Source organism: Streptomyces longwoodensis (assembly GCF_001514125.1).
GTDB classification, from domain to species: Bacteria; Actinomycetota; Actinomycetes; order Streptomycetales; family Streptomycetaceae; genus Streptomyces; species Streptomyces longwoodensis.
Map to the genome: position 1 here is coordinate 1 of NZ_KQ948569.1, position 25,676 is coordinate 25,676.

A 25,676-nucleotide genomic window follows, 5' to 3' on the forward strand; every position below is an offset into this window, starting at 1 on the left:
TGCGCAGGTGGGTGGTGACCTGCCGGGCGGCACGGCCGACCACCTCCCGACGGGCACCGCCGGCTCCCACGTCCCCACGAACAGCATCGACACGCACGTACCGGCGGGCACGGCGGACAACGCGGTGCCGGGCACGGTCGACCACGCCCCGGGCGGCCACACCCACGACGTCACCAACCCGGGCCACGACCTGCCGGGCCACGGCGGCGACACGCACGTACCGGGCGGCGGCCACGGCGCGGAGCCGCCCGCGGGCACGGGCGGGCTGGACGACCTGGGGGATCTGGGGGACGACGGTGTCCGGGCGGGCGACGATGCCGCCCACCACCCCGACACCGGGCACCACGCGGACGACGCCGCCCAGCACCGCGCCGAGTACGAAGCCGCCCGGGACAAGCCCGCCGACCAGCGGACGCCGGACGAGCGCGCGGCCGTGACACGGGAGCACGTGCGGCTGGCCAACGAGGATCCGGCGTGGCGGGCGGAGCACTACGACAAGTGGGGTCCCGGCAAGCGCAACAACGCGGAGGCACTGGTCGACGGCCAGCTGCTGCCGAAACTCGTGGAGAAGCCGGGCGGCGGCTGGATGGCGGCCGACGAACTGCCGTACGCGAATTCGGAGAAGTACCACCTCAATCCCTTGGAAAGGGGACGGCACACGGTCGGTGCCGAGCACCTCGACCACCTCGACGACGTTTCGGCCAAGCGGGTGGCCGGCATGGAACTGACCAACGCGGAGAGGGCCTACAAGGCCAACGCGACCGATGACCTCGCGAACAAACTCCTCGAGGCGCAGGAGCATTACAACAACGTCGTCGGTGAGGGCGTATCCAACAACACGAAGCTCGGCGAGGCGCTCGGGGAGGAAGCCGCCCGGCGGCACATGCTCCTCCAGGACGAATTCGCGGGGGCGCACGAGATCACCGACCTGCCGGAGACGCCCAACGGTTCCAAGCGGTTCGACCAGTTGTGGCGCGACGAGGACGGCAACCTCATCATCGTCGAGGCCAAGGGGCCGAACGCACGGCTCGACTGGCGTCGCGGCAACGGTGTGCTGGACAGCGGCACGATGGTGAAGCAGGGAACGCTCGAGTACGTCCGCACGATCGTGGCGGACATGGAGGAGCGCGCCCTCTTCTCGCCCAACGACGCCAAGTACGCCGAGGAAATACGCACCGCCATCGACAACAAGAGCCTGCGTTACGTTCTCGTCCAGGCCACGGAAAACACCGGTAAGTATGCTGGGGCCGAGCTCAAGCACTTCAAGATCTTCGAATAAGGAGCATCGCGTTGGTCTCGATCATCGCCCGCCCCCCGTTGCCGACGGGGAACGCGGAAGAAGGCCTCGCCGTCCTCCAGCACAACGCCGAGAAGCTGATCGACGGTCTGGAAGAGCGCTCGACCAGGCTGGGTGACGCCCAGCGCACCACCCTCACCCTGGCCCTGTCCCGGTGCCTCCTGGACCCTCGGGCGGCGATCTACCCGACGTGGGACGCCTGGGTCACCGCGATGCAGGTCGGCTCCGCCGTGTTCGCTGCCGCGACGACGGCGGAGGACCAGGTGCAGTGCCGTATCGCGCACAAGGACCGCACGCTGGAGGCCACCGGACCGCAGTGGTACGTGAACCCGGGGAGCTGGCTCAGTGCCTTCTACCTGGCTGTGGTGTGCCGCGAACGGGACCGGATCACTGCGTTGTGCAACGTGCCGGTCTCCCTCCTCCGGGAGAACGGTGAGCAGTTCCAGCCGTACCACTACGCCTGGATCGAGGCCCTCCAGGCCCATTGGCTCGGCAGCTCCGACCTCGGTGCGAAGCTGGTGGCCGCGGTGGATGCCACGGACCCGCAGAACGTCACCGACCCCGAGACGGTGGGCAAGCTGATCTATCCGCCCATGGAGGTGTTCCACAGGTTCGTACGCGAGGACGAGGCCGGCTTCAACCGGGCGCTCGCCCAGGCCGTGCAGTGGCACAAGGAGTACTGGACCGAGGAGGACCGGGCCTTCCAGGCGTCGGGCCTGGTCGCCCTCGCCCCCCTCGCCATGGCGTGCTTCGCGCACGACGCGGGCATGTCCGTCGAGGTCGAGTCGGAGTACCTGCCCGCGGTCCTCATCAGTCGCAACTGGTGCGGTGAGTTCCCCACCTGAGGTCCGCACGACCACCCGGGGCTCCCGTCGGACCGGCCTGCCGGGCCCGGTTCGACCCGGTGGCCGTGTCCGAGGAGAGCACGTGGTCACCCGCATCACCCGCCATGAGTTCCGCACCGACAACGCGACCGAGCTCATGGCACCGATCATCAAGAGCACGAAGGACGCGCTCGACCACCTGGAGACGTCGGAGGACGACCGCTACGACGCCCTCGACCTGTCCGTCACCCTCGCGAAGTGGCGGTGCCTGCCCGACCCGACGGCGGGGGAACTCGCCACGTGGGAGGCATGGGTCACTGCCATGCAGGTGGGCAGCGCGCTGTTCGCCTCCGGTACGGCGACGGAGGGTCCCGTACCGTGCCGCGTCGGCAGCACGGGCGAGGTGAAGCATCTGCCGGCCACGGGTCCCCAGGACTACCTGCATGCCGGAAACTGGCTGACCAGCTTCTACCTCGCCGTGATCTGCCGCGAGAACGACCGGGTCAACCAGCTGGCGCAGGTACCGGTCTCCTTCCTGATCGCCTGCATGGCGTACGACGCCGACCTGCCCCTGGAAGTGGAGTCCGAGTACATTCCCCGGGCGCTGCTGAAGCGCTCCTGGATCGGAGAGTACGACACGTGATGCAGCGGCATGGTGCACCCGGGCCCCACGCGGCCGAGTGGGCCGAGTCGCTCGGTGAGGACGTCGCCGCGGACGCGGACGGGATCGAGCGCCGTCCCGGCATGATCGACTTCATGTTCAGCACGGCGCTGCTCCACCTGCAGGCCCGGTGCACCGTGGACCCCCGGGCCGCGGCGCTCGAGACGTGGGAGGCGACGGTCAGCGCGCTGCAGGTCGGTTCGGCCCTGTTCGCCGTGACCGGTGAGACAGAGGGCGTCGTCGACTGCCGCATCAACCACAAGGTCCGGCACATCCCTGCGCTCGGCCCCCGCCCGTACGCGGACGCGGGCAACTGGCTGACCACGTTCTGGCTGGCGATCGTCTGCCGCGACCAGAAGCGCATGACCCGGCTCTGCGAGATCCCGGTCGAGCGACTGCGCTCCCCCGAGGGGCAGTTCGACGCGTACGTGTACCACTGGGTCGAGACCCTCCAGGCGTACTGGCTCCAGCGGCCCGGGCTCGCGGAGAAGCTCACGGCCACCATGCAGACCTCGCGCCCCGAGGCGGTGACCGTCGCTCCGCGCGACCTCGTGCAGAACGTCCTCCAGCCGCCGGTCAACCTCTTCCACCGCTTCGTCCGCAACGACGAGACCGGCTTCAACCAGGCACTGGTGGAGGCCCTCGAGCTGCACAAGGCGTACTGGACCGCGGACGAGGACCGGGCCGACGACCCCGAAGGCCGCGTCGCCCTCGGCCCGCTGGCCATCGCCTGCCTCGCCCACGACGGCGGCATCCCCATCGAGGTCGAGTCCGACTACCTCCCCAAGCACCTGCTCCAGCGGGCCTGGCTCGGCGAGTTCGAGATCTAGGCCCAAGAACGGCACACGGGGTCTACCGGGCCGCCGGTCAGAACAAGCTCAGCAACGCCTCCGCCGGATCCGTCAGTCCCGTCTCGCCGTCCGGCAGGGGCAGTTCGAACCACACCGTCTTGCCGCGCGGCGTCCGGCGGGAGCCCCACGCCGCGCTGAGGAGCCCGACGAGCTGGAGTCCGCGGCCGCCCTCGTCCGTGTCGCGGGCGCGGCGTCGGCGGGGCTGGACCAGGCCGGAGTCCCAGACCTCGCAGACCAGGGTGCGGTCGAGCAGCAGGCGGAGCCGTATCTCGCCCTCGCCGTAGCGCAGGGCGTTGGTGACTAGCTCGCTGACCAGCAGCTCCGTGGTGTCGACCAGCGGCTCCAGGTCCCAGCTGAGCAGTTGCCCGCGCGCGTACTCCCGCGCCCGCCCGACGCTGCGCGGCTCGCGCGGCAGGGTCCAGTCGCCGACCGAGTCGGTGGGCAGCCCCTGCACCCGCGCCATCAGCAGCGCGATGTCGTCCTCGCCGTGGTGGGTGTCGAGGGTGTTCAGGACGTGGTCGCAGACGTCCTCCAGCGGCCGCGAGGGGTCCGTCAGCGCCCCCACGAAGGCCTGCAGCCCCTCGTCCAGCGGGTGGTCACGGGACTCGACCAGGCCGTCCGTGTAGAGCGCCAGCAGCGCGCCCTCGGGCAGCTCGACCTCGACCTCCTCGAACGGCTCCCCGCCGACGCCGAGCGGCATCCCGGGCGGCACGTCCAGCATCAGCGCCGCCTCGCCCGGCTCGACCAGGACGGGCGGCAGGTGGCCCGCGTTGGCGAACGTGCAGCGCCGCGTCACCGAGTCGTAGACGGCGTACACGCACGTCGCCAGGTACACCTCGGACAGGTCCGCCTCGCGCGGACGGCGGGCCGCGCGGGTCGCCTGCTGCACCCCGCCGGGCGTGCCGAGTCCGCGGGCAATCTCGTCCAACGCGGAGAGCACTTCAGCCGGTTCGAGGTCGAGCAGCGCCAGCGTGCGTACGGCGGTGCGGAGTTCGCCCATGGCGACGGCGGCGCGCAGACCGCGCCCCATGACGTCCCCGACCACCAACGCCGTACGGTGGCCCGGCAGTTCGATGACGTCGAACCAGTCGCCGCCGACCTCGCTGGGCCGGCCGGTGGAGGCGCTGCCGGGCAGGTAGCGGCAGGCGATGTCCAGGCCCGAGGCGACCGGGTCGCCCGGGGGCAGCAGGGACCGCTGGAGGATCAGCGCCCGCTCGTGCTCCCGCCGGTACAGGCGCGCGTTGTCGATGCACACCGCGGCCCGCGCCGCGAGTTCCACGGCGAGGTCCCGGTCCCGCTCGCCGAACGGCTCACTGCCCTTGGTCCGCGAGAACTGCGCAAGCCCTACGACCGTGTCGTGGGCGACCATCGGCACGGCCAGGGTGGACTGCACCAGGCCGCCCTCCTCGCCGGGGATGTGCTGTGGCCGCGCGGTGCGCAGGGCGTCCGCGCAGGGCGAGTTGAAGGGGAAGTGGTGCACCGCGCCGACGGCGACGGGGGCGACCGTACTGGCGAAGGGGGCGTCCGAGACGGCGGAGGAGAAGGCGACCCGGCGCAGTTCGGCGCTGCCGTCGGCGAGGCCGGGCGGGGTCTCGTCACCGACCAGCAGGCCCTGGTAGAGGTCGACGGTGGCCAGGTCGCAGAAGCCGGGGACGACCACGTCGAGGAGTTCGCGGGCGGTCGTCTCCAGGTCGAGGGAGTTGCCGATGCGGGCGCCGGCCTCGTTGAGCAGGGCGAGGTTGCGGCGTGCCGCGGCGGCCTCGCGGGCGGCGGCACGGCGGGCGGTGATGTCGGTGCCGAGCCAGGCGATGCCGATGGGGCGGCCGCTGCCGCTGTGCACGCGGTAGAGGTTGATCGACCAGTGTCGGCGCTCGTCGGACTCGGGCAGGTAGCCGGTGACGTGCATGTCCGTGATGGAGTCGCCGGTCTGCAGCACCCGGCGCAGCACGGCGGTGACCCGCTCGGCCTCGGGCCGGGGCAGGTAGTCCTGGACGCCCTTGCCGCGGTGGTCGTCGGGGGTGCCGCCGAACAGGGACGCGAACCGTTCGTTGGCGCGCCGCACCTTGAGGTCGGAGTCGATGAGCAGGAAGCCGAACGGAGATTGTCCGAAAATGGCCTGCGAGGCGGCGAGGTCGGTCTCGATGCTGCGCAGGGTGCGGACGTCCACGACGATGCACACGGCGGCCTTCTCGCCGTCCTGGGTCCGCGTCGGCATGACGTACACCTCGGCGAGCCCGTCCTGGCCCCGGTCGCCGTCGCGGCCCTCGGGCATCCGGAAGGGGACCACCCCGGTCCACTCGCGGCCGTCGAGGATCTCGGCCATCTTGCGCTGGCCGCGCTCGCGCAGATCGGGGTCGACGAACGCCTCGATGGGGTCCCTGCCGACGGCCCGCTCCGCCGGGATCCCGAAGATCTGCTCGGCGCGCAGGCTCCACTGGTCGACCAGCCCGTCCGGACCGATGGAGAAGGAGGCGACCCTGATGTAGTCGTAGATCGAACCGGGCGGACTGCTCTGCCACATGGCGTCACCGGGCGCGGCCTCGCCGTCGGCGGGACCACGCTCGTCGTCGGCGGCGAACGCGTCGGCGGCACCGGCGAACGCACCGGCGGCCTCCGTCCTCGCGCCGCCCGACGGGTCCTCGGACTCCGTGGCCTTCGCTGGTATCTCGCTCACGCGAACCGTCCCCTCCAGCTCACCGCGTCCGGCACCGGTCACCGGCGGCGGCTGCCCGCAGTATCCAGCACTACGGCGCCGCGCGACACGGTGTTCACGATCACAGCACGGTCCAGGCGTTTTTTGGTCCGTGCCGTGAGAACACTTCCAGTCTTCTAACCAGCGGACACGCCCTCGAACCGCCCCCTTCGAGAGTTGTCTGCGGCCGGATCCCTGCGGTGGACAGGACGTCACGCTCCGTACACCCCGCGCCCGTCCTTTCCTCACCGGTCCGGAGAGCGGCTACGACGGCGTCAGTACGGGCGTCCCGGTACTGCCGGCCCGGCACCCCGCCACCCCGGCTCAGTCCACCCGGTCCGGCAGCGCCAGTTCGAACCACACCGTCTTGCCGTCGATGCCGGGGCGGCTGCCCCAGCGACGCGAGGAGGACGCCACCAGCTGCAGGCCGCGGCCGCTCTCGTCGTCCGGCCGGGCCTCCCGCTCGCGCGGCAGCTCGGGGAGCGGGTCGGACACCTCCACCAGCAGGACGCCGCCGATCCCCGCGGGCCGTACGAGCCGGACGCCGATGGGGCCCGTGGCGTGCCGCAGGGAGTTGGTGACCAACTCGCTGACCAGCAGCGCCGCGACGTCGCTGACCGGCTCCAGGCCCCAGCCGCGCAACTGCCCCCGTACCGCGGCCCGTGCGGTGCGCACCGCTCCCGGGTCGGCGGGGAAGGTCCACTCGGCGCGCACGCCTTCGGTGTCGATCACGCCGATCACTTCCCAGGCCAACGAAGGTCACCCCTGTCCGTTTTCGCGGGGTTAATGGCCACATACCCGATATCCCGGGGCAAGTACCGCACCATCGGGCGCACGGGGTTACGAACGGCGTACGGCGCCTGCCGGGCGCTCCAGGCCGCCTCCGGGCCGCCGCCGGCGAGCCCCTGGCCCCCGGCGGGCCGTTTACGAGCCGCGCGCTTCCGTCGCCCACCGGGCGAGCGTCGCCCGGACGGCCGGGACATCCTGGTCCAGCCAGTCGACGTCCCAGACCTCCGCCGGCGTCAGCCAGCGCAGCGCGTCGTGGTCCTGGAGGGGTGCGGGGGCGGCGGAGCCGGGGCGCAGCCGGGCGGTCCAGACCTGCAGCACGTACGGCGGCCGCAGCGGCCACTCCCCCGGGACGGGTGCCAACGGCTCGGCGTCGACGCCCAGTTCCTCGCGCAGCTCGCGCACCAGGGCGCCCTCGGGCCGCTCGCCCGGCTCGACCTTGCCGCCGGGCAGCTCCCAGCGGCCGGCGAGGTCGGGGGGTGCGCTGCGGCGGGCGGCGAGCAGGCGGCCGCCGTCGAACAGGGCGGCTCCGACCACCACGATCCGTTCCGTCACGTGCGGGAGCCTACGGGATGCCGGGGGGCGAAGCGGGCGCCCAACGGGACCCCCGAGGGGGTCAGTTCCGGGTACCGCCGCTGCGTCCGTTCCCCGCGGCGCGGGTGCCGTCGCCGTTGCGGGTGCCGTCGCCGTTGCGGCTCTGGCCGATGCGCTCGACCCAGTAGAGCTGCTTGTGTCCGCGGTCGTCGAGGCTGTCCGCGATCTTCTGAGCCTCGGCCCGGGTCGCGTACCGGCCCACGCGGTAGCGGTTGCCGTTGTCGTCCTGGCGTATGACGAGCCACGGCAGAGGGATCGTGCCGTCGTTCATAGGACCCCCCGCCTCCTTCCCGCGGGGGACCGCCCAGGTCCCGTCCGCGGTCCGCCCCGTGCCCCGCCGTCCAAGGAAACCGCACTCCGCATATGCCCGAGCGTACGCCTTACCTTTACTCAGCGAACACGGGTTTTCACAAAGAGGTACGCAACCAGCCAAGACGGAAGGGGGCGCACGAGAGCGAACGCGCCGTCCGCCCGGCGCACGACCTCCGGTCGACGCGCGGCGGGGACACGGCGGCGGCATCGCGGCGACCTGCGAGAACGACCGGAAACGGCCGGGTTCGGGGCGGAAGCGGACCGATTCGGCCCCGGTTCCGGACGGGCGCGGCGGCGGCCGGGGCGCGCGCGATCGCACGCCGTCGGATCATTCACACCCGGGCCGACCGGCGGCCCGTAACACCGCTCCGTCGGCGGCTACCGCACCGGCAGGTGGTACGACACCCGGTACCGGTCCGCCGGGATGACCACGTCGGCCGTCTCCACCGCGCGGCCGGAGGCGTAGTACGTGCGCTGCACGACGAGCACGACGTGGCCCGGGACGCCGCCCAGGGCGAGGAGTTCCTCGGCGAGGCCGGGACGGGCGCCGACCTCCTCGGTGACGTTGTCCACGATGACGTCGATGGCCCGCATGCGCTCGACGACGCCCATGCCTCCGAGGGGGCCCTCCTCGGGCAGCATCACGGGCGTGCGGCCGGTGACGGCGAGGGGCTCCCAGGAGGTGGAGAGCATCATGGTCTCGCCCGCCTCCCGGAACACGTACGTGGTGCGCATGACCCGGTCGCCCGGTTGGATGCCCAGCCGCCCGGCGATCGCGACGCTCGCCTCGACCTGCTCGCTGCGGGACTCCCAGGTCCCGCGGGCCTCCGCGTCGGCCTGCTCCTGCCGGAACGGCGTGGCCCCGCCGGTCGGCCGGTAGCCGGAGCGGTGGACCCGGCGGGGCACCGGCCGCTCGCGCACGTACGTCCCGGACCCGGAGCGCCCCTCCACCAGGCCCTCGGCCATCAGGACCTTGCGGGCCTCCAGGGCGACGGTGTCCGAGACGCCGTACTCCTCGCGGATCCTGGCCTGGGACGGGAGGCGGGTGTGGGGTGGCAGTGAACCGTCGACGATCTTCTTGCGGAGATCACCCGCGACGCGCAGGTACGCCGGCTGCTCACCGAATGTCACTGGCCGCTCCCATCAGGTTGTACAGACAGCAACAGCGTGGCAACCGTGGGTTCGCCCGTGCAAGCAAAGGCCAGGGAATCACTCGAAGTGATGACATCTGCGGGGGGAGGTCTTTACGCAGGCACTTTCTCCCCGCTGGATCCGCGCTTACACGCTCGTGCCCTCGCCGCCCGAGTCGGAGCCGTCATCTTCGGAACCGTCCCCCGACCCGTCCCCCGAACTGTCGCCGGAGCCGTCGTCGTAGGTGGGCGGGGTGGTGGCCAGCCCCAGGGCCCGGCGGGCGGCGACGGTGGTGTCGCCGTCGACGTACTCGTACCCGGCGTCGTAGTGCTCGTAGTACGCGTCCGCGTCGTCGGCCGCGGCCGCCTTCCCCCACTCCTTCCGCGCGGCCGTCATGTCCTTGACCAGGGCGGCGACGGGGGCCTGCGCCGCGGTCGGCCAGGTGTGGGCGCGCAGGGCGGTGACCTGCGTGCCGAGGGCGTCGTGGACGTCGCGGGCCCAGGTCTCGTTGGTGGCGAGGTCCTCCTCGGCGTAGTCGTCGGGCTCCTGGTAGAGGACCTCGTCGAGCGCGTTCATCGCCTGCAGGAAGGCCAGTTGGTCGGCGTCGAGCGTCGAGGCGTCGGCCCGCAGCGAGCCGGTGAGGGCGCCCGTCCCGTCCTCGTCGGCGAAGGTGCAGGTGATCTCGCGGTCGCCGAACTCCCAGGTGTCGCTGGTGGGGGTCAGGTAGTAGACGCTGATGGTGTCGGGCAGGGCCCACGGGTCCGTCGCGTACGCGGTCTGCAGGTCCCAGCAGCGGTCCTCGGCGAGGTCCTCGACCTTGCGGTCGCCGGGGTAGGTGTCCCCGGTGACCGGTACGACCGCGAACACCTCGGCGTCGTGCGCGCCGGAGCAGGGGACGGTGTCGACGTCGTACACCTCGGAGTCGAAGTCGCCCCCCGGCACGTCGAAGCAGTCGCCCTTCTCCAGCGACAGGCTCGCGTTGCCGCTCAGGCCCTCCTTGAAGCCGTCCCAGACCGCGGCGCCGGCGCCGGTGCTCAGCGACACGATCCACAGGGCGAGGCCGAGGGACGACAGCACCGCCCCGACGATCGCCAGGGGCTTGCCACGCTCCCCCCTCCTGCGGATCTGCACGAGCGCGACGATCCCGAGGACCAGACCGACGGCCGGCAGGAAGCACATGACGCCCAGCACCAGCGCGGCGATGGCCACGCCGTTGACGGGCGCCTGCCGGTTGTACGGCGTGTAGCCCTGCCCCCAAGCCGGGTACGGCGCCCCGTACGGGCCCTGCGGATACGGGCCGTAGGGGCCGCCGTGCGGCTGCGCGCCGGGCGAACTGGACGCCTGCGGAGCCCGGAACGGGTCCTGCGGCTCGTGCGGCCCGGGGGGCGGGGGTATGGACACGGCTACCGTGCTCCTGCTTTCCAACAGTGGGACCCCCGCGCACACGGGAACGGACGTACGACGCGCGGCCGGGGGAAGGACGACTGGGCGCATGGTAAGCGCGTGAGCGCCCCGTCCGGAACGCGGGCCGGGACCGAAAGCTCCTGACGACGGGCCTGATCTGGAGGACCGTCAGCCGTCCACGCCCCTACGGTGTCGCGTGCGGCTCCGCCAATCTGCGTTGTTCCTCCTCCACGATGCGGCGTGCGAGGCCGTCGTCGGAGACGTCGACCGCGTCCGGGGTGGCGTCGGCGGTGTCGCTGCGGCGGGCGTAGGCGTCGAAGAGGCGGTCCTTGTCGGCGAGGATGAGCAGCAGACGGTCGTCGACGCTGTCCGGCGTGAGCAGACGGTGCACTTGGACGGGGCGGACCTGGCCCATGCGGTGGGCGCGGGCCACGGCCTGGTGCTCCAGCGTCGGCTTGACCTGCGGCTCGCACAGCACGACCACGGACGCGGCCTGGAGGTTGAGTCCGACACCGCCCGCCTGGATCTGGGAGAGCAGCACGGCGTGCCCGTCGGCGGCGGTGAACGCGTCGACCATCTGCTGCCGCCGGGCGGCCGGTACGGAACCGGATATCGGGCCGAAGAGCGTGGTGCCCGGCTCCGCCGGTGGGTCCTCGAGCGTCCCCTCCGGCTCGGCGAGGGCCTCCCGTACGGCTTCCAGCACGTCGCGGAAGTACGAGAACACCACGACCTTCAGGCCGTTGGCCGCCGCCTCCGCGACCAGTTCGCGCAACCGCTCCAGCTTGGCGGACTTCGCGGGGTCGGCGTAGGCGGCCCGGCGCATCGCCATGAAGTTCCCCGCGGCGACCGCCGCGCGGTACGCCTCCTCGTCGGCCGCGCTGAACTCCTCCCACTCGTCGACCATGAGCAGGGCGGGCAGCTCGGTGAGCACGTCCTGCTGGTTGCGGCGCAGGTACGCGGGCGCGACCGCGGTGCGGAAGGCGTGCGGTCCGGCCACCGCGTCGCCGGCGCGGATCGCGGGCAGCAGACCGGGCTGGAGCAGGCGCACCAGGGCGCGGAACTCCTCGACGCGGTTCTCCATCGGCGTGCCGGTGAGGAACAGCACGCGGTCGCAGCGTTCCGTCCACGCGGCGACCGAACGGGCGCGCCGGGTCTCGGGGTTCTTCACGTAGTGCGCCTCGTCGACGACGAGCAGGGCGGGGACGTGGTCCGGGTCCGGGTTCGGGTTCGGGTTCGGGTTCGGGTTCGGGTCCAGCGTGTGCAGGACGTCGAAGGTGGTGACCGCCACGCCCCCGCCCTCGCGCCAGCGCGCGTACGCGTCCTGCCGGTCCGGCCCGTGCACCGGGACGGCCTTGAGGGTGCTGCGGGCCCGGATCTCGCGCGTCCAGTTGATGAGGACGCCGGCCGGGCAGACCACCAGGAAGTGGGTGCGCCCGCCGGCCGCGAGGTGGGCCATGGCGGCGATCGCCTGGACGGTCTTGCCGAGCCCCATCTCGTCGCCGAGGACCACCCGCCGCTGGGCGAGCGCGAACCGCGCGCCGAAGGACTGGTAGCCGCGCAGGGAGACCCGGCGGTGGGTGTCGTCCAGCGGCTGGGCGCGCACCCGCTCGGCGACCTCGGACGGCACGAACCCCTCGGCGGCCGCCGCGTCCGTATGGTGTGCGGAGACCTCGGCGAGCAGGCTGTAGTACTCGGCGGAACGGACCTCGAAGTCGACCCACGCCTCGATCTCGGAGGCCGGTTCGCGCAGCAGGTCCGCGCCGGCCTGGGCGAGCCGCACCCGTACCTCCAGGGCGGCGGCCTCCGCGGTCAGTGCGCGCAGCTCCACCGCGGCGGCCAGCGCGGCCTCCCTGCGCTCCCGTCCGGCGAGCGCGAGCCGCAGCCTGCTGACCGTCGGGCGGACCGCGGGCAGCAGCTCGGTCAGCCGGCGTTCGTAGCGCTCGGCGGTGTCGACGGCGCGGCGCAGCTCGGGCCCGGCCTCGACGAGCCGGTACAGCGCGCCGACCAGCGCGGCGGTGCGCGGCTCGGGGTGGTCGACGTCGATGCGCACGGAGACGGTCTGCTCCACCGCGCGGGCGATCTGGCGGGCCGCGGCCAGCGCCTGGTCGGCGGTCTGGGCGCCGACGCCGGGGATCTGCCGCAGCTCGTACCGCTCGGCCTCGTGCACCGCGCGCACCGACCCCAGCCCGGCCGCCTCCAGCGCGCCGAGCCGCAGCCTGCCCTCGGTGACGTCCTTCAGCCGGGCGAGCGGGATGGACTCCAGCTCCTGGGCGACCAGTTCGTCCCGCAGCGGAGCGAGCGCGGAGCGTACGGCGTCCAGGGCGCGCTGGTGGTCGGCACGCAGGGTGCGGGCGGCGTCGTACAGCGCGACGCCCTGCGCGTGCAGGTCGCGGGCCCGTCGGCCGACGGGCGCCGTCGCGGCCCCGGCCTGCTCGCTCTCCCCCATGACACCCCCGTACGCACCCGTGGTTCGGTTCGGACTGCCCATGCTCGCACCTGCCGCTGACAACGGGCCCGCGGCGGCCGGGGTCAGTCGTCGAAGGCGGTGGCGCGGCTGCGGTCCTCCCAGGCGGTGACCTCGGCACGGACGGCGTCCAGTTTGCCGAGGACCGCGGTGACGCCGTCGTCGCCGAGCGGCAGGTGCAGCGGGGTGTCGTCGGCGTCGAGGGCGGCGAGGACGACGGCGGCGGCCTTGGCGGGGTCGCCGGGCTGGCTGCCGTGCCCGCCGGAGACGGCGTCACGGGTCGCGCGGACCTTGGCGTACACGCCGCTGTCCGCGCTGGCGCCGGCCCGCGCGGTCTCGAACAGCGAGGTGCGGAAGGCGCCGGGTTCGACGACGAGCACCTTGATGCCGAACTCCCGTACCTCGTCGGCCAGTCCCTCGGACAGGCCCTCCAGGGCGAACTTGGTGCCGCTGTACGCCGAGAAGCCGGCGAAGGACATCTGCCCGCCCATGCTGCTCATCTGAACGATCGCTCCCGTCCGCCGCTCGCGCAGGTGCGGCAGCACCGCGCGCGTGAGCGCGGCGGGCCCGAAGACGTGCAGGTCGAACAGCTCGCGCAGTTCGGCGTCGGTGGTCTCCTCGAAGGCGCCGACGTGGGTGCGGCCGGCGTTGTTGACGAGGACGTCGAGCCGTCCGTGCCGGTCGATGACGTCCCGTACGGCCGCCTCGGCCGCCGCCACGTCGGTGACGTCGAGGCGCAGGGCCTCCACCTGGTCGGGGTGCGCGGCGACGAGGTCGTCCAGCGCCTCGGGCCGCCGGGCCGCGCCGACGACCACGTCACCGGCGGCGACGGCCGCCTCGGTGATCGCCCGCCCGAAGCCGCTGCTCGCGCCGGTGACCAGCCAGACCTTGTGCATGGGAACTCCTCCTGGATCGTGGTGACGGACACCAGCCTGCGCCGGAAAGGAGTTGTGGGTCCAAGACCCACGGTGATAACCGATGGGCATGACCACGGACGTGCACGTACGGGACCTGCGCTACTTCGTCGCGGTCGCCGAGGACCTGCACTTCACGCGCGCGGCGGAACGGCTCTACGTCTCCCAGCCCGCGCTGAGCAAGCAGGTCCGCGCGCTGGAGCGGCAGCTGGGCACCGCGCTGTTCCGCCGCGACCGGCACGGGGTGGAGCTGACCCCGGCGGGGACGGCGCTGCTGGCGCACGCGCGGCGGGTGCTGGCCGCGTGGGAGGACGGCTGGGCGGAGGTGGAGCGGGCGAAGACGGCACAGCGCAGCACCCTGACGGTGGGCATGAGCACCAGCCCGGGCCGGGGCGGCCTGCTGCCGTCGATCCGCTCCCGCTTCACGGCGGCCCACCCGGAGGCGGAGCTGCGGCTGCGCCAGGTCGGCTGGCAGGACCCGACGGCGGGCCTGGCGGACGGCACGTCGGACGTCGCCTTCGTGTGGCTGCCGCTGCCCGACGAACGGCGCTACGACTGGACGGTGCTCGCCGAGGAACCGCGCCTCGTCGCCCTCCCCGAGACCCACCCGCTGGCCGCCCGCACCGAGATCGCCTTCGCGGACCTGGCCGACGAGCCGTTCCTCGCGCTGCCGCCCAGCGCGGGCGTCCTGCGCGACCACTGGCTGGCCCTTCCCGAACGCGCCGGCCGCCCGCCCCGCATCGGCGCGGAGATCGCCGGCACGGAGGAGACGTACGAGGCCCTGGTCGCCGGCCTGGGCGTCTGCCTCATCGCCGCGGGCAACGCCTCCCTGATCACCCTGGGCGGCGTCGTCACCCGCCCGGTCCCCGACCTCCCCCCGACCCACTACGCCCTGGCCTGGCGCCGCACGGACGCGGAGCGACCACTGGTGAGGGGGTATGCGGGGGCATGCCGGGAGGCGGTGCGCTGAGGCCTGGCACGTGCCGGTGATCTCGCGCCCCGCCGCTCACCGAGTCGCTACCGTTGTGCCATGACCGCACTGCCCGACTGGATGCGCCCGCCGCGCGAGGAAGGCTGGTTCGCGGAGGACCTCGACCGCCTCCCCGAGGCGCCTCGCCACACCGAGCTGATCCACGGGGCACTCGTGTTCAGGTTGGCGCCGCAGAGCTGGTGGCACGGCCACCTCGTCACCGTACTCACCGCCGCCCTCAGGGAGCAGGCTCCCGCACGCGTCGGAGTCGGTCGCGAGATGACCGTCAAGCTCGACGAGCGCAATCGGACGGAACCGGATCTCCTGGCGACGACGGCCGCCTTCGACGGCGACCGGACGTGGTTCACTCCGGACGAGGTGCAGCCCGTGATCGAGGTCGTGTCCCCCGAATCCGCGCATCGGGACCGCACGGTGAAACTCCGCAAGTACGCGGAGGCCAGGATCCCGCACTACTGGTGCATCGAGGACGAGGACGGAGCACCGGTGGTCCACGCCTACGAGCTGGACGTGCCCGGCACCTACGCCCCCGCCGGCATCTTCCGCGGCAGCCTCGAGCGGCCCGTGCCCTTCCCGATCAGCCTGGACCTCGACCGGCTCACTCCGCCCCGGCGGACGTGAGGGCGGCGCGGCAACGCGGAAGGGGCCGGGCTCTTTCGAGTCCGGCCCCTCGGCAGCGGCGGCTCAGACGTTGAAGCGGAACTCCACCACGTCGCCGTCCTGCATGACGTACTCCTTGCCCTCCATGCGGGCCTTGCCCTTCGCGCGGGCCTCGGTGACCGAGCCGGTCTCGACGAGGTCGGGGAAGGAGATGACCTCCGCCTTGATGAAGCCCTTCTGGAAGTCGGTGTGGATGACTCCCGCGGCCTCGGGGGCCGTCGCGCCCTTCTTGATGGTCCAGGCGCGGGACTCCTTGGGGCCGGCCGTGAGGTAGGTCTGCAGGCCCAGGGTGTCGAAGCCGACGCGCGCGAGGGTCGCGAGGCCGGGCTCGTGCTGGCCGACCGACTCCAGCAGCTCCAGCGCCTCCTCCTCGTCCAGCTCGGCGAGGTCCGCCTCCAGCTTGGCGTTGAGGAAGATCGCCTCGGCGGGGGCGACCAGGGCGCGCTGCTCGTTCTTGAAGTCCTCGTCGACCAGCTCGTCCTCGTCGACATTGAACACGTAGAGGAACGGCTTCGTGGTCAGCAGGTGCAGGTCGTGCAGGAGCTCGGCGCGCTCGCTGCCCTGGACGATGCCGTGGCCGAAGAGCGTGTCGCCCTTCTCCAAGATCTCCTTGGCCTCCTCGACCGCCTTGACCTTGGGCGCCACGTCCTTCCTGATCCGCGACTCCTTCTGGAGGCGGGGCAGCACCTTCTCGATCGTCTGGAGGTCGGCCAGGATCAGTTCGGTGTTGATCGTCTCGATGTCGTCCTTCGGCGAGACCTTGCCGTCGACGTGGACGACGTTCTCGTCCTTGAAGGCGCGGATGACCTGGCAGATCGCGTCGGACTCACGGATGTTCGCCAGGAACTTGTTGCCCAGGCCCTCGCCCTCCGAGGCGCCGCGCACGATGCCCGCGATGTCCACGAAGTCGACCGTCGCCGGCAGGACCCGCTCCGACTTGAAGATCTCCGCCAGCTTGGCCAGGCGGGAGTCCGGGACGCCGACCACGCCGACGTTCGGCTCGATCGTGGCGAACGGGTAGTTGGCCGCCAGCACGTCGTTCTTGGTCAGGGCGTTGAACAGGGTCGACTTGCCGACATTCGGCAGACCGACGATTCCGATCGTGAGCGACACGTTGCGACTTCCCGTATGTGGTGAGGGCCAGGGGGCCAGGGGACCGGCCGATCCACCAGTCTACGGCGTGCGCGCGCCCGGACCGGCGGAGCTGTCGAACGCTTGGCCACTGTCCCTCCCACGGCGTGTCCCGCGCCCGATCCGGCACACGAGCAGACCTAGGTTGGAGCAGTGGAGCAACACGGAACGCGCCCCTCACAGCAGCACGGAACACGGCCCGGCAGCTCGTCCCTGCCGCCCCAGTCGGCCCGCGCGGCCGGGGGCGGGGGCAAGGGCGGGGGCCGGAGCAGAGGCAGGGCCGGGGGTGGGGGCGGGGGCGGGAGTGGGGCGTCGTCGCGGCCGTCGGGGGCGTTGGGGCGTCCGCGTGACTCCTCCCGTGCCGACGTGTCCGGCCGGTCGAACGGCTCCCCGCGTGTCGACGGGGCCGAAACCTCGGGTGGCTCGCCGGCCGGTCGTTCCCCCGGCTCCCGCCGGCCCCGCCCGGTCCGGCGGACGCCCCGTGCGCCGGGCGCGGCCTCGTCCCGGCGCACCGGGGCGCCCGGCGCCTCCGGGGCCGCTGCCCGTGCCGGCAAGCCCCCGCGGCCCCGGCCCGGCGGGCCGGCCCGGCAGCCCGCCGACGGCGTACGGCCCCCCGTGCCCCCCATGCCCCCAGCCTCGGAACCGTCCCCCGGCCGGCCGCCCCAGGCCCGGCTCACCGGGCTCGGGGTCGGGCTGCTCACGCTGGCGCTGATGCTGGGACTCGGATGCGTCGACCGGTGGCTGGGCGGGGCGTCGCTGACGGCGTACGGCGTGCTGTTCCTGCCGGTGTCCGTGCTGACCGCGCTGTGGGTGCGGCCGGGCGACCTGCTGATCGCGCCGGTCGCCCTGCCGATCGCCTTCGCCGGGGGGCTGCTCCCCGTGGTCGACGGCGACAGGGGGCTCGGGTCGTACGCGATGGGCCTGCTCACCGCGCTCGCCACGCAGGCCGGGTGGCTGTACGCCGGGACGCTGGTCGCCGCCCTGCTGGTACTCGCGCGCCGGGTGGCCCTGGTCGCCCACCGGCGGACGGCCCGGAGCCGCCGCCAGCCGGCGGCCTCCTGAGCGGCGGTCCCGCGCGGGGTGGCCGCCGGCCGGGCCGGGCGGCCCATCGGTCACCCGTCACTGGGCCCGGGGGTACGCCCCCGGTCCGCCCGCGCGCGGTTGCTTTCGGCCGCGCCGAGAAGCCCGCGGGCCCACACTCGGCGAGCCCGCACGGGACGGCCGCTGGCCGCACCGAGCAAGCCCGTGGGTTCACCTCCGGCCGGCCCGCGCGCAGCTGTCGCCGACCGCGTCGAGCGAGCCCGTGGGTTCACCCCTCGGCCGGCCCGCGCTCAGGTACCAGCTACCGCACCGAGCAAGCCCGTCGGTCCACACCTCGGCGAGCCCACGCGGAATGGCCGTCGGCTGCACCGATCGGGCCCGTGGGTTCACTCCCCCAGCCGGCCCGCGCGGCTGCCGCCGACCGCCCCGAGCGAGCCCCTGGGTTCACCCCTCGCCGGGCCCGCGCCGGATAGCCCTCAGCCCCGCCCAGCGAGCCCGCAGGTTCACCCCTCGCTCTTCCCCTCCCCCTGCGCCGCCCGCATCGCCGCGCCCACGATCCCCGCGTTGTTCTGGAGCTCGGCCGGGACGATCTCCGCGCGGATGCCCTCGACGTGGGGCAGGAACTTCGCGGCCTTGCGGCTCACCCCGCCGCCGATGATGAACAGCTCGGGCGAGAAGAGCATCTCGACGTGGGCGAGGTACTTCTGGACGCGGTGCGCCCAGTGCTCCCAGCTGAGGTCCTCGTCCTCCTTGGCCTTGCTGGAGGCGCGCTTCTCCGCGTCGTGGCCGTGCAGTTCGAGGTGGCCGAGCTCGGTGTTGGGCACGAGGACGCCGTCGGTGAAGACGGCGCTGCCGATGCCGGTGCCGAAGGTGAGCAGGATGACGGTGCCCTTGCGGCCCTTGCCCGCGCCGAAGCTCATCTCGGCGATGCCCGCCGCGTCGGCGTCGTTGACGACCGTCACCGGCAGGCCGCCGAGCCGGTCGGCGAACAACGCGCGCGCGTCCGTGTCGACCCAGCTCTTGTCGACGTTGGCGGCGGTGCGGACCGTCGCCCCGCCGGTGACCACGCCCGGGAAGGTCAGCCCGACCGGTCCCGTCCAGCCGAAGTGCTCGACGACCTGCTGTACGCCGTCGGCCACGCCGTCGGGCGTGGCCGGGTGCGGGGTGAGCACCTTGAAGCGCTCGGCCGCGAGGTCGCCCTTGTCCAGGTCCACTGGGGCGCCCTTGATTCCGGACCCGCCGATGTCCACACCGAAGATCTGCATGGCTCCACGTTACGACGGCCCACCGACGGTCACGGCAGCCCCCGGGTCACTGCGCGGAGTTCGGCTCCGCCACGCCCGCGCTCCCGCGCGCGTCCACGCCCGCGCCGCCGCGCTCCGCCACCAGCGTCGCCGCCTCCGCGCGCAGGTCGCGGCGCAGCTCCTTGGGGAGCGAGAACGTGATGGACTCCTCGGCCGCCTTGACGATCTCCACGTCGCCGTAGCCGCGCGCGGCGAGGAACTCCAGGACCTGCTCGACCAGGATCTCCGGCACGGACGCGCCCGAGGTGACGCCGACCGTGGTCACGCCCTCCAGCCAGGCCTCGTCGATCTCGTCGGCGAAGTCGACCAGGTACGCGGCGCGCGCGCCCGCGAGCTTGGCGACCTCGACCAGGCGCTTGGAGTTGGAGGAGTTGCGCGAGCCGACCACGATGACCAGCTCGGCCTCCGCGCCCATCTGCTTGACGGCCAGCTGACGGTTCTGCGTGGCGTAGCAGATGTCGTCGCTGGGCGGGGAGATGAGCTGCGGGAACTTCTCCTTCAGGGCGTCGACCGTCTCCATGGTCTCGTCCACGGAGAGCGTGGTCTGGGACAGCCAGACGACCTTGGAGGGGTCGCGGACCTCGACCTTGGCGACGTCCTCGGGGCCGTCGACGAGCTGGATGTGGTCGGGGGCCTCGCCGGACGTGCCGATGACCTCCTCGTGGCCCTCGTGCCCGATCAGCAGGATGTCGAAGTCGTCGTTGGCGAAGCGCACGGCCTCCTTGTGCACCTTCGTCACCAGCGGGCAGGTCGCGTCGATGGTGGCGAGCCGGCCGCGCGCGGCCTCCTCGTGGACGACGGGGGCGACGCCGTGCGCGGAGAACATCACGATGTTGCCCGGCGGCACCTCCTCCGTGCGCTCGACGAAGACGGCCCCCTTCCTCTCGAGGGTCTGCACGACGTACTTGTTGTGCACGATCTCGTGCCGGACGTAGACGGGGGCCCCGTACTGCTCGAGGGCCTTCTCGACGGCGATCACGGCGCGGTCCACACCGGCGCAGTAGCCACGGGGGGCGGCGAGCAGGACACGGCGGCCAGGCGAAGCGGTCATGGGTCCCATCGTAAGGCCGCGCCCCGGGGCCCGAAGATCTCCTGCCCCGGGCTGTCGGTGCCTGCCGTTACGCTCGCCGCATGGCTGTGAACACGTCCGCGGACGCCCCGCTGCCCGTCGGTGAGGTGTCGCGGCTCATCGGGGGGTGGATCGACCGGCTCGGCGCGATCTGGGTCGAGGGGCAGATCACCCAGTTGTCGCGGCGTCCGGGCGCGGGCGTCGTGTTCCTGACGCTGCGCGACCCGTCGTACGACATCTCCGTGAGCGTCACCTGCTACCGGCAGGTGTTCGACGCGGTCGCCGACATCGTGGGCGAGGGCGCGCGCGTGGTGGTGCACGCCAAGCCGGAGTGGTACGCCCCGCGCGGCCAGCTGTCGCTGCGGGCCGCCGAGATCCGGCCGGTGGGCATGGGCGAGCTGCTCGCGCGCCTGGAGCAGCTGAAGAGGTCGCTCGCGGCGGAGGGTCTGTTCGCGCCGGAGCGCAAGAAGCCGCTGCCGTTCCTGCCGCAGCTCGTCGGGCTGGTCTGCGGCCGGGCCTCGGCGGCCGAGCGGGACGTGCTGGAGAACGCCCGGCACCGCTGGCCCGCCGTCCGCTTCGAGGTGCGCAACGTCGCCGTGCAGGGCGTGCACGCGGTCCCGCAGGTCGTGCAGGCCGTAAAGGAGCTGGACGCGCTGGACGACGTGGACGTGATCATCGTCGCGCGCGGCGGGGGCAGCGTGGAGGACCTGCTGCCGTTCTCCGACGAGCAGCTGGTCCGTGCGGTCGCCGAGTGCCGTACGCCGGTGGTCTCGGCGATCGGGCACGAGCCCGACAACCCGCTGCTCGACCACGTGGCGGACCTGCGCGCCTCCACCCCGACCGACGCGGCCAAGAAGGTCGTGCCGGACGTGGGCGAGGAGATGCAGCGCGTACGGGCCCTGCGGGACCGGGCGCGGCGGTGCGTGGGGGCGCTGGTCGACCGGGAGGAGCGCGGGCTCGCCCACGCGCTCGCGCGCCCGGCGATACAGGATCCGCACCGGATGATCGACGAGCGGGCCGACCACGTCGCCTCGCTCGTCGACCGCGGCCGGCGCTGCCTGGGCCACCTGCTGGACCGCGCGGAGTCGGAGCTGACGCACACGCACGCGCGCGTGGTGGCGCTGTCCCCGGCGATGACGCTGCGGCGCGGGTACGCGGTCCTGCAGCGGGCGGACGGGCACGTGGTGCGCGATCCGGGCGAGGTGACGGCGGACGAGGCGCTGCGCGCCCGGGTCGCCGAGGGCGAGTTCTCGGTGCGGGTCGACGGGTGAGCGCGCCGATGAGGGACACGACGGACAGGGCGGATGACGGACGGGACGGGTCGATGACCGGCAAGGTGGACGAAGCGCTCGGCTACGAGCAGGCGCGTGACGAGCTGATCGAGGTCGTGCGGCGGCTGGAGGCGGGCGGGACGACCCTCGAGGAGTCCCTGGCGCTGTGGGAGCGCGGCGAGGAGCTGGCCACGGTGTGCCGGCGCTGGCTGGAGGGCGCCCGGGCGCGGCTGGACGCGGCCCTCGCGGAGGAGGAGTCCGTGGAGGGGACGGACGAGGACGAGTAGGCCACCGGCGGACGGGGACGAGCGGGCCACCGCCGGACGAGGATGAGTAGGTCATCGGCGGACCGGTGCGTGGCCGGTGGGCGGTCCGGGTGCTGTGAGGACGATCACCACACGCCCGCTTTAGTTGAACCTTGAACTTCTTCGGCGTATCGTCGCAGCCGTCCACCGGTCCGGCGATCCCGGGCCGGACGCGCCACCGAGGAAAGTTCACGCATGTCTCTCGTTCTTGACCCCGCCGCCCAGGACCTGCTGTTCCGCGAGGCCCGCACCGCGAACACCTTCACCGACGAGCCGGTGACCGACGAGCAGGTGCAGGCGATCTACGACCTGGTCAAGTACGGCCCCACCGCCTTCAACCAGACCCCGCTGCGCATCACCCTGGTCCGCTCCCCCGAGGCCCGCGAGCGCCTGGTCGCGCACATGGCCGAGGGCAACCGGGCCAAGACGGCCACCGCGCCGCTGGTCGCCATCCTCTCCGCGGACAACGAGTTCCACGAGGAGCTGCCGACCCTGTTCCCGGCGTTCCCGCAGGCCAAGGACGCCTTCTTCGGCGAGCGCGTGGTCCGGGAGAACTCCGCCGCGCTGAACGCCGCCCTCCAGGCCGCGTACTTCATCGTCGGCGTCCGGGCCGCCGGGCTCGCCGCCGGTCCGATGACCGGTGTGGACCTCGAGGGCGTCCGCAAGGAGTTCCTGGACGACGACCACACCCCGCTGATGGTCGTCAACATCGGCCGCCCCGGCGAGAACGCCTCCTACCCGCGCTCCCCGCGCCTGGCGTACGAGCAGGTCGTCACGACGGTCTGAGCACCGCCCGGCACCGCGAAGGCCCCCGGCAGGACGCCGGGGGCCTTTGTCGTGCACGGCACGGGCGGACGCCCGGTGAGGCGCCTCACGCCATCCTGAGTGCGCCCACCATCGTCTTCAGCTGGGCGAACGACCCCGTGCCCGCCACCACCGTGGTCGAGCCGTCGGGGCCCTTGAGGACGAGCGCGTCGTAGCGGCCGCCGGTGTAGCGGGTCCAGGTGCGGCCGGCGATCTCCTCGGTGACCTGGGTCGCCTTCGCGCCCTGGCTCGCCTCCTTGATGAACACGCCGGGCTTCCGGGTCGACTGCTCGACCGTCACGTACTCCCCGTCGGGGGCGCGGAAACCGAGGTGCCAGGCGTCGGAGGCCGCCGCGTCGAAGCGCACCGAGGTGGCCTTCCAGGTCTCCGGCAGCCCCTCCGGCGCGGCCACCGGGTAGGCGGCGGCGCGGCGCGCGGTGAGCAGCTCGATGCGGTAGTCGACCCGCTTGACGTCGGGTTCCTTGTCGTCGTGCGGGAGGAACACATAGATCACCGCTGCCGCGATCATGATCACCCCGAGGGAGAGGACCATGTCCCGGACCGTCTTCTGCTTGCCCTTCGAACCTGCCACGCCCCTATCGTCGCAGGTGCCGGTCGCGCTCATCCGTGGGGTCCCCTGCTCATCCTGTCGGACTGGGGATAGAGTCGAAGGGCGAAAACCCTCATCCGGCCGTCGTCGTATCAGAAAGGTGCGCTCCGATGACCGAGAACCATCACCTGCCGTCCGAGCTTGACGTCCCGTCCGAGGCCCCGGACCGCAACCTCGCCCTGGAGCTCGTCCGGGTGACCGAGGCCGCGGCCATGGCCGCCGGCCGCTGGGTCGGGCGCGGCGACAAGAACGGCGCCGACGGTGCCGCGGTGCGCGCCATGCGGACCCTCGTCTCCACCGTGTCGATGAACGGCGTCGTCGTCATCGGTGAGGGCGAGAAGGACGAGGCGCCCATGCTGTTCAACGGCGAGCACGTCGGGGACGGCACCGGGCCCGAGGTCGACATCGCCGTCGACCCGATCGACGGCACCACGCTGACCGCGAAGGGCATGCCCAACGCCATCGCGGTGCTGGCCGCCGCCGAGCGCGGCGCCATGTTCGACCCGTCGGCCGTGTTCTACATGGACAAGCTGGTCACCGGGCCGGAGGCCGCCGACTTCGTCGACATCGACGCGCCGGTCGCGGTGAACATCCGCCGCATCGCCAAGGCCAAGCGGTCCACGCCCGAGGACGTCACCGTCGTCATCCTGGACCGGCCACGGCACGAGGGCCTGATCAAGGAGGTCCGGGACGCGGGCGCACGCATCAAGCTGATCTCGGACGGCGACGTCGCCGGGTCGGTCTATGCGCTGCGCGAGGGCACCGGCGTCGACCTGCTGCTCGGCATCGGCGGCACCCCCGAGGGCATCATCTCGGCCTGCGCCGTGAAGTGTCTGGGCGGCACGATCCAGGGCAAGCTGTGGCCCAAGGACGAGGCGGAGCGGCAGCGGGCGATCGACGCGGGCCATGACCTGGACCGGGTGCTCACCACGGACGACCTGGTGTCCGGGGAGAACGTCTTCTTCGTCGCGACCGGCATCACCGACGGCGAGCTGCTGCGGGGCGTGCGCTACCGCTCGGAGACCGCGCTGACCGAGTCGATCGTGATGCGGTCCAAGTCGGGCACGGTGCGGAAGATCGACTCCGAGCACCGGCTGCGGAAGCTGCGGGCGTACAGCGCGATCGACTTCGACCGCGCCAAGTGACGCGGTGCGGCTGACGCGCGTCGGCTGACGCGGTACGGCCGACACCGTTCGAGGAGGGGCGCCCCGGTGCGGAGGGGCGCCCTTTCCGCACGTCTGCCGGGCCGGCGTCAGCCCGCCGCGGCTATGCGGCCCGTCGCGCGCGCGGCCTTCTTCAGCTCCATGTCGCGGCGCCGGCGCCGGGCCAGCACCACGCGGCGCTCCGCCGCCGTCAGGCCGCCCCAGACGCCGTACGGCTCGGGCTGGAGCAGGGCGTGTTCGCGGCACTCGACCATCACAGGACAGCGCGCGCAGACCCGCTTGGCCGCCTCCTCGCGGGACAGCCGGGCGGCGGTCGGCTCCTTGGAGGGGGCGAAGAACAGGCCGGCCTCGTCGCGCCGGCACACCGCCTCGGTGTGCCAGGGGGCGTCCTGGTCCCTGTCCCGCGCCGGCACCCGCTGGGCCGGAACGGCAGCTACCTGCAGGGACGAATGCGGCGGTTGCAGCACGGTCTACTCCTGACGACGGCTTCGCGAGCTGGAAGGTGCCGGGGGATGCACGGGAACGGGCCGGCGTGCCGGGCCCCGCGAGCTCCCACGGCACCCTCCAAGAGACGATGCAGCAAGCCCTACCCGCTGTGCGCGCGCCTATGCACTGAGTCGTGAACCGCTGGATTTCGCGCGGTCCTGCTCGGTCGCGCCGCCCGGCGCCCGGCCCCGTCCGCGGTCAAGTCCGCCGGGACGGGCCGCCGTTCGCGTCCGTCAACGCTCCAGGTGCCGGTGCAGGGTCCGGTCGACCTTGCGGTGCACGCGGTCCAGGATGTCGGCGACGAGGCGGCCGCGCCGGGGCCGGCCCTCGATGCTGCCGAGGACCGCCCAGCCGTCGAGGTAGACCACCGGGGCGTCGGGCTCGGCCGCGTCCAGGGTGTCCACCTCGAAGGAGCCGAGCACCCCGCCGCCGGTCCCGCGCAGCGACACGTTCTCCGGGACGCGGACCTCGACGCTGCCGAAGACCGAGATCGCCTTGATGACGACCTGCTGGTACTCGAACAGGGCCTCGCTGAGGTCGATCTCGACGCTGCCGAAGATCGCGTACGCGTGGATGCGGCGGCCCGCGCGCCAACGGCCCTTGCGGACCGCGCTGCTGAAAACGGCGACGACGTTGTCGTCGGGGTCGACGGGGATGGCGCCCGCGGTGGGGCGGCTCGGGGCGGAGACGGTCACCCGGCGCGCGTGGGCGGCCGGGAGGTCCCGGATGAAGGCCTCCAGCTCGCCGACGGTCTTGGCGCCGAGCACGCCCTCGACGCGCTCGGCGTGCTCGTCGGCCGTGAGCCGGCCCTCGGCCAGGGCCTCGCGCAGGATGTCGGCGATACGGTCACGGTCGGCGTCCGAGGCGCGCAGTTCGGCAGCCGGAGCGGGAGCGGTCTGCTTCTGAAGGTCCAC

At 72.9% G+C, this 25,676-nt stretch carries 24 protein-coding genes and 1 pseudogene; 11 read left to right on the top strand and 14 right to left on the bottom strand.

Annotated features, from left to right (window positions below; translation table 11 throughout):
• The 4 genes and pseudogenes from AQJ30_RS35960 to AQJ30_RS35975 form a co-directional block, all read left to right on the top strand.
• A pseudogene (locus tag AQJ30_RS35960) lies at positions 1–1,279 on the top strand (hypothetical protein); the annotation flags it as partial.
• An 11-nt stretch (positions 1,280–1,290) separates the two neighbouring features.
• Positions 1,291–2,142: an immunity 49 family protein gene (locus AQJ30_RS35965; protein ID WP_067242338.1), complete on the top strand. Its 852-nt coding sequence runs from the start codon at positions 1,291–1,293 to the stop codon at positions 2,140–2,142.
• An 82-nt stretch (positions 2,143–2,224) separates the two neighbouring features.
• The gene (locus tag AQJ30_RS35970) at positions 2,225–2,764 is read left to right on the top strand and encodes an immunity 49 family protein (protein ID WP_245727312.1); all 540 of its coding nucleotides are present in this window, start codon (positions 2,225–2,227) and stop codon (positions 2,762–2,764) included.
• Positions 2,764–3,612: an immunity 49 family protein gene (locus tag AQJ30_RS35975; protein WP_067242339.1), complete on the top strand. Its 849-nt coding sequence runs from the start codon at positions 2,764–2,766 to the stop codon at positions 3,610–3,612. The genes AQJ30_RS35970 and AQJ30_RS35975 overlap by 1 nt, the downstream gene beginning before the upstream one ends.
• Positions 3,613–3,649: 37 nt before the next feature.
• Here the strand turns inward: AQJ30_RS35975 and AQJ30_RS35980 are convergent, their stop codons facing one another.
• From AQJ30_RS35980 to AQJ30_RS36015, 8 genes are all read right to left on the bottom strand, one after another.
• Positions 3,650–6,307: a SpoIIE family protein phosphatase gene (locus tag AQJ30_RS35980; RefSeq protein WP_067242342.1), complete on the bottom strand. Its 2,658-nt coding sequence runs from the start codon at positions 6,305–6,307 to the stop codon at positions 3,650–3,652.
• Between the two features lie 342 nt (positions 6,308–6,649).
• Complete coding sequence (locus AQJ30_RS35985) at positions 6,650–7,066, bottom strand: ATP-binding protein (RefSeq protein WP_211279171.1); 417 nt, start codon at positions 7,064–7,066, stop codon at positions 6,650–6,652.
• A 183-nt stretch (positions 7,067–7,249) separates the two neighbouring features.
• Positions 7,250–7,666, bottom strand: coding sequence for a (deoxy)nucleoside triphosphate pyrophosphohydrolase (locus AQJ30_RS35990; protein ID WP_067242348.1), 417 nt, complete (start codon positions 7,664–7,666; stop codon positions 7,250–7,252).
• Positions 7,667–7,727: 61 nt separating this feature from the next.
• The gene (locus AQJ30_RS35995; RefSeq protein WP_067242349.1) at positions 7,728–7,976 is read right to left on the bottom strand and encodes an SPOR domain-containing protein; all 249 of its coding nucleotides are present in this window, start codon (positions 7,974–7,976) and stop codon (positions 7,728–7,730) included.
• A 419-nt stretch (positions 7,977–8,395) separates the two neighbouring features.
• Positions 8,396–9,148, bottom strand: coding sequence for a GntR family transcriptional regulator (locus AQJ30_RS36000; protein ID WP_067242352.1), 753 nt, complete (start codon positions 9,146–9,148; stop codon positions 8,396–8,398).
• 147 nt (positions 9,149–9,295) lie between these two features.
• Positions 9,296–10,549 (bottom strand): DUF4190 domain-containing protein, encoded by a 1,254-nt coding sequence (locus AQJ30_RS36005; RefSeq protein ID WP_067242354.1) that lies wholly within the window; start codon positions 10,547–10,549, stop codon positions 9,296–9,298.
• 187 nt (positions 10,550–10,736) lie between these two features.
• Positions 10,737–12,998 carry a DEAD/DEAH box helicase gene (locus tag AQJ30_RS36010; RefSeq protein ID WP_067242357.1) on the bottom strand — a complete coding sequence of 754 codons (2,262 nt, stop codon included), beginning with the start codon at positions 12,996–12,998 and terminating at the stop codon, positions 10,737–10,739.
• Between the two features lie 83 nt (positions 12,999–13,081).
• Positions 13,082–13,912 carry an oxidoreductase gene (locus AQJ30_RS36015; protein ID WP_067242359.1) on the bottom strand — a complete coding sequence of 277 codons (831 nt, stop codon included), beginning with the start codon at positions 13,910–13,912 and terminating at the stop codon, positions 13,082–13,084.
• Between the two features lie 88 nt (positions 13,913–14,000).
• Here AQJ30_RS36015 and AQJ30_RS36020 point away from each other — a divergent pair, with 88 nt between their 5' ends.
• Positions 14,001–14,900 carry a LysR family transcriptional regulator gene (locus AQJ30_RS36020; protein WP_211279170.1) on the top strand — a complete coding sequence of 300 codons (900 nt, stop codon included), beginning with the start codon at positions 14,001–14,003 and terminating at the stop codon, positions 14,898–14,900.
• A 60-nt stretch (positions 14,901–14,960) separates the two neighbouring features.
• Positions 14,961–15,539, top strand: coding sequence for a Uma2 family endonuclease (locus tag AQJ30_RS36025; protein WP_067242363.1), 579 nt, complete (start codon positions 14,961–14,963; stop codon positions 15,537–15,539).
• Between the two features lie 63 nt (positions 15,540–15,602).
• On the opposite strand, the gene ychF is transcribed toward AQJ30_RS36025, so the two are convergent.
• On the bottom strand, positions 15,603–16,691 hold the full coding sequence (gene ychF / locus AQJ30_RS36030) for a redox-regulated ATPase YchF (protein WP_067242366.1): 1,089 nt from the start codon (positions 16,689–16,691) through the stop codon (positions 15,603–15,605).
• A gap of 642 nt (positions 16,692–17,333) precedes the next feature.
• On the opposite strand from ychF, the gene AQJ30_RS36035 reads away from it, so the two are divergent.
• On the top strand, positions 17,334–17,771 hold the full coding sequence (locus AQJ30_RS36035) for a DUF6542 domain-containing protein (RefSeq protein WP_067242369.1): 438 nt from the start codon (positions 17,334–17,336) through the stop codon (positions 17,769–17,771).
• A gap of 482 nt (positions 17,772–18,253) precedes the next feature.
• Here AQJ30_RS36035 and ppgK read toward each other — a convergent pair whose 3' ends face one another.
• Both ppgK and AQJ30_RS36045 read right to left on the bottom strand, forming a co-directional pair.
• Positions 18,254–19,015, bottom strand: coding sequence for a polyphosphate--glucose phosphotransferase (gene ppgK / locus AQJ30_RS36040; protein ID WP_067242371.1), 762 nt, complete (start codon positions 19,013–19,015; stop codon positions 18,254–18,256).
• A 46-nt stretch (positions 19,016–19,061) separates the two neighbouring features.
• Positions 19,062–20,114: a 4-hydroxy-3-methylbut-2-enyl diphosphate reductase gene (locus AQJ30_RS36045; protein WP_067242374.1), complete on the bottom strand. Its 1,053-nt coding sequence runs from the start codon at positions 20,112–20,114 to the stop codon at positions 19,062–19,064.
• Between the two features lie 71 nt (positions 20,115–20,185).
• On the opposite strand from AQJ30_RS36045, the gene xseA reads away from it, so the two are divergent.
• From xseA to AQJ30_RS36060, 3 genes are all read left to right on the top strand, one after another.
• Positions 20,186–21,394, top strand: a complete 1,209-nt coding sequence (xseA, locus tag AQJ30_RS36050; RefSeq protein WP_067242377.1) for an exodeoxyribonuclease VII large subunit — start codon at positions 20,186–20,188, stop codon at positions 21,392–21,394.
• A 53-nt stretch (positions 21,395–21,447) separates the two neighbouring features.
• A complete protein-coding gene (locus AQJ30_RS36055; RefSeq protein WP_067242380.1) occupies positions 21,448–21,681 on the top strand; it encodes an exodeoxyribonuclease VII small subunit in 234 nt (77 codons plus the stop codon).
• 213 nt (positions 21,682–21,894) lie between these two features.
• The gene (locus tag AQJ30_RS36060) at positions 21,895–22,485 is read left to right on the top strand and encodes a malonic semialdehyde reductase (protein ID WP_067242382.1); all 591 of its coding nucleotides are present in this window, start codon (positions 21,895–21,897) and stop codon (positions 22,483–22,485) included.
• Between the two features lie 85 nt (positions 22,486–22,570).
• Here the strand turns inward: AQJ30_RS36060 and AQJ30_RS36065 are convergent, their stop codons facing one another.
• Entirely contained in the window at positions 22,571–23,095 is a 525-nt protein-coding gene (locus AQJ30_RS36065) for a DUF4245 domain-containing protein (protein WP_067242385.1), read from the bottom strand.
• 128 nt (positions 23,096–23,223) lie between these two features.
• On the opposite strand from AQJ30_RS36065, the gene glpX reads away from it, so the two are divergent.
• Positions 23,224–24,258 (top strand): class II fructose-bisphosphatase, encoded by a 1,035-nt coding sequence (glpX, locus tag AQJ30_RS36070; RefSeq protein ID WP_067242388.1) that lies wholly within the window; start codon positions 23,224–23,226, stop codon positions 24,256–24,258.
• A 107-nt stretch (positions 24,259–24,365) separates the two neighbouring features.
• On the opposite strand, the gene AQJ30_RS36075 is transcribed toward glpX, so the two are convergent.
• Both AQJ30_RS36075 and AQJ30_RS36080 read right to left on the bottom strand, forming a co-directional pair.
• Positions 24,366–24,743 (bottom strand): WhiB family transcriptional regulator, encoded by a 378-nt coding sequence (locus AQJ30_RS36075; RefSeq protein ID WP_067242391.1) that lies wholly within the window; start codon positions 24,741–24,743, stop codon positions 24,366–24,368.
• A gap of 252 nt (positions 24,744–24,995) precedes the next feature.
• Positions 24,996–25,676: a DUF1707 SHOCT-like domain-containing protein gene (locus tag AQJ30_RS36080; RefSeq protein WP_067242393.1), complete on the bottom strand. Its 681-nt coding sequence runs from the start codon at positions 25,674–25,676 to the stop codon at positions 24,996–24,998.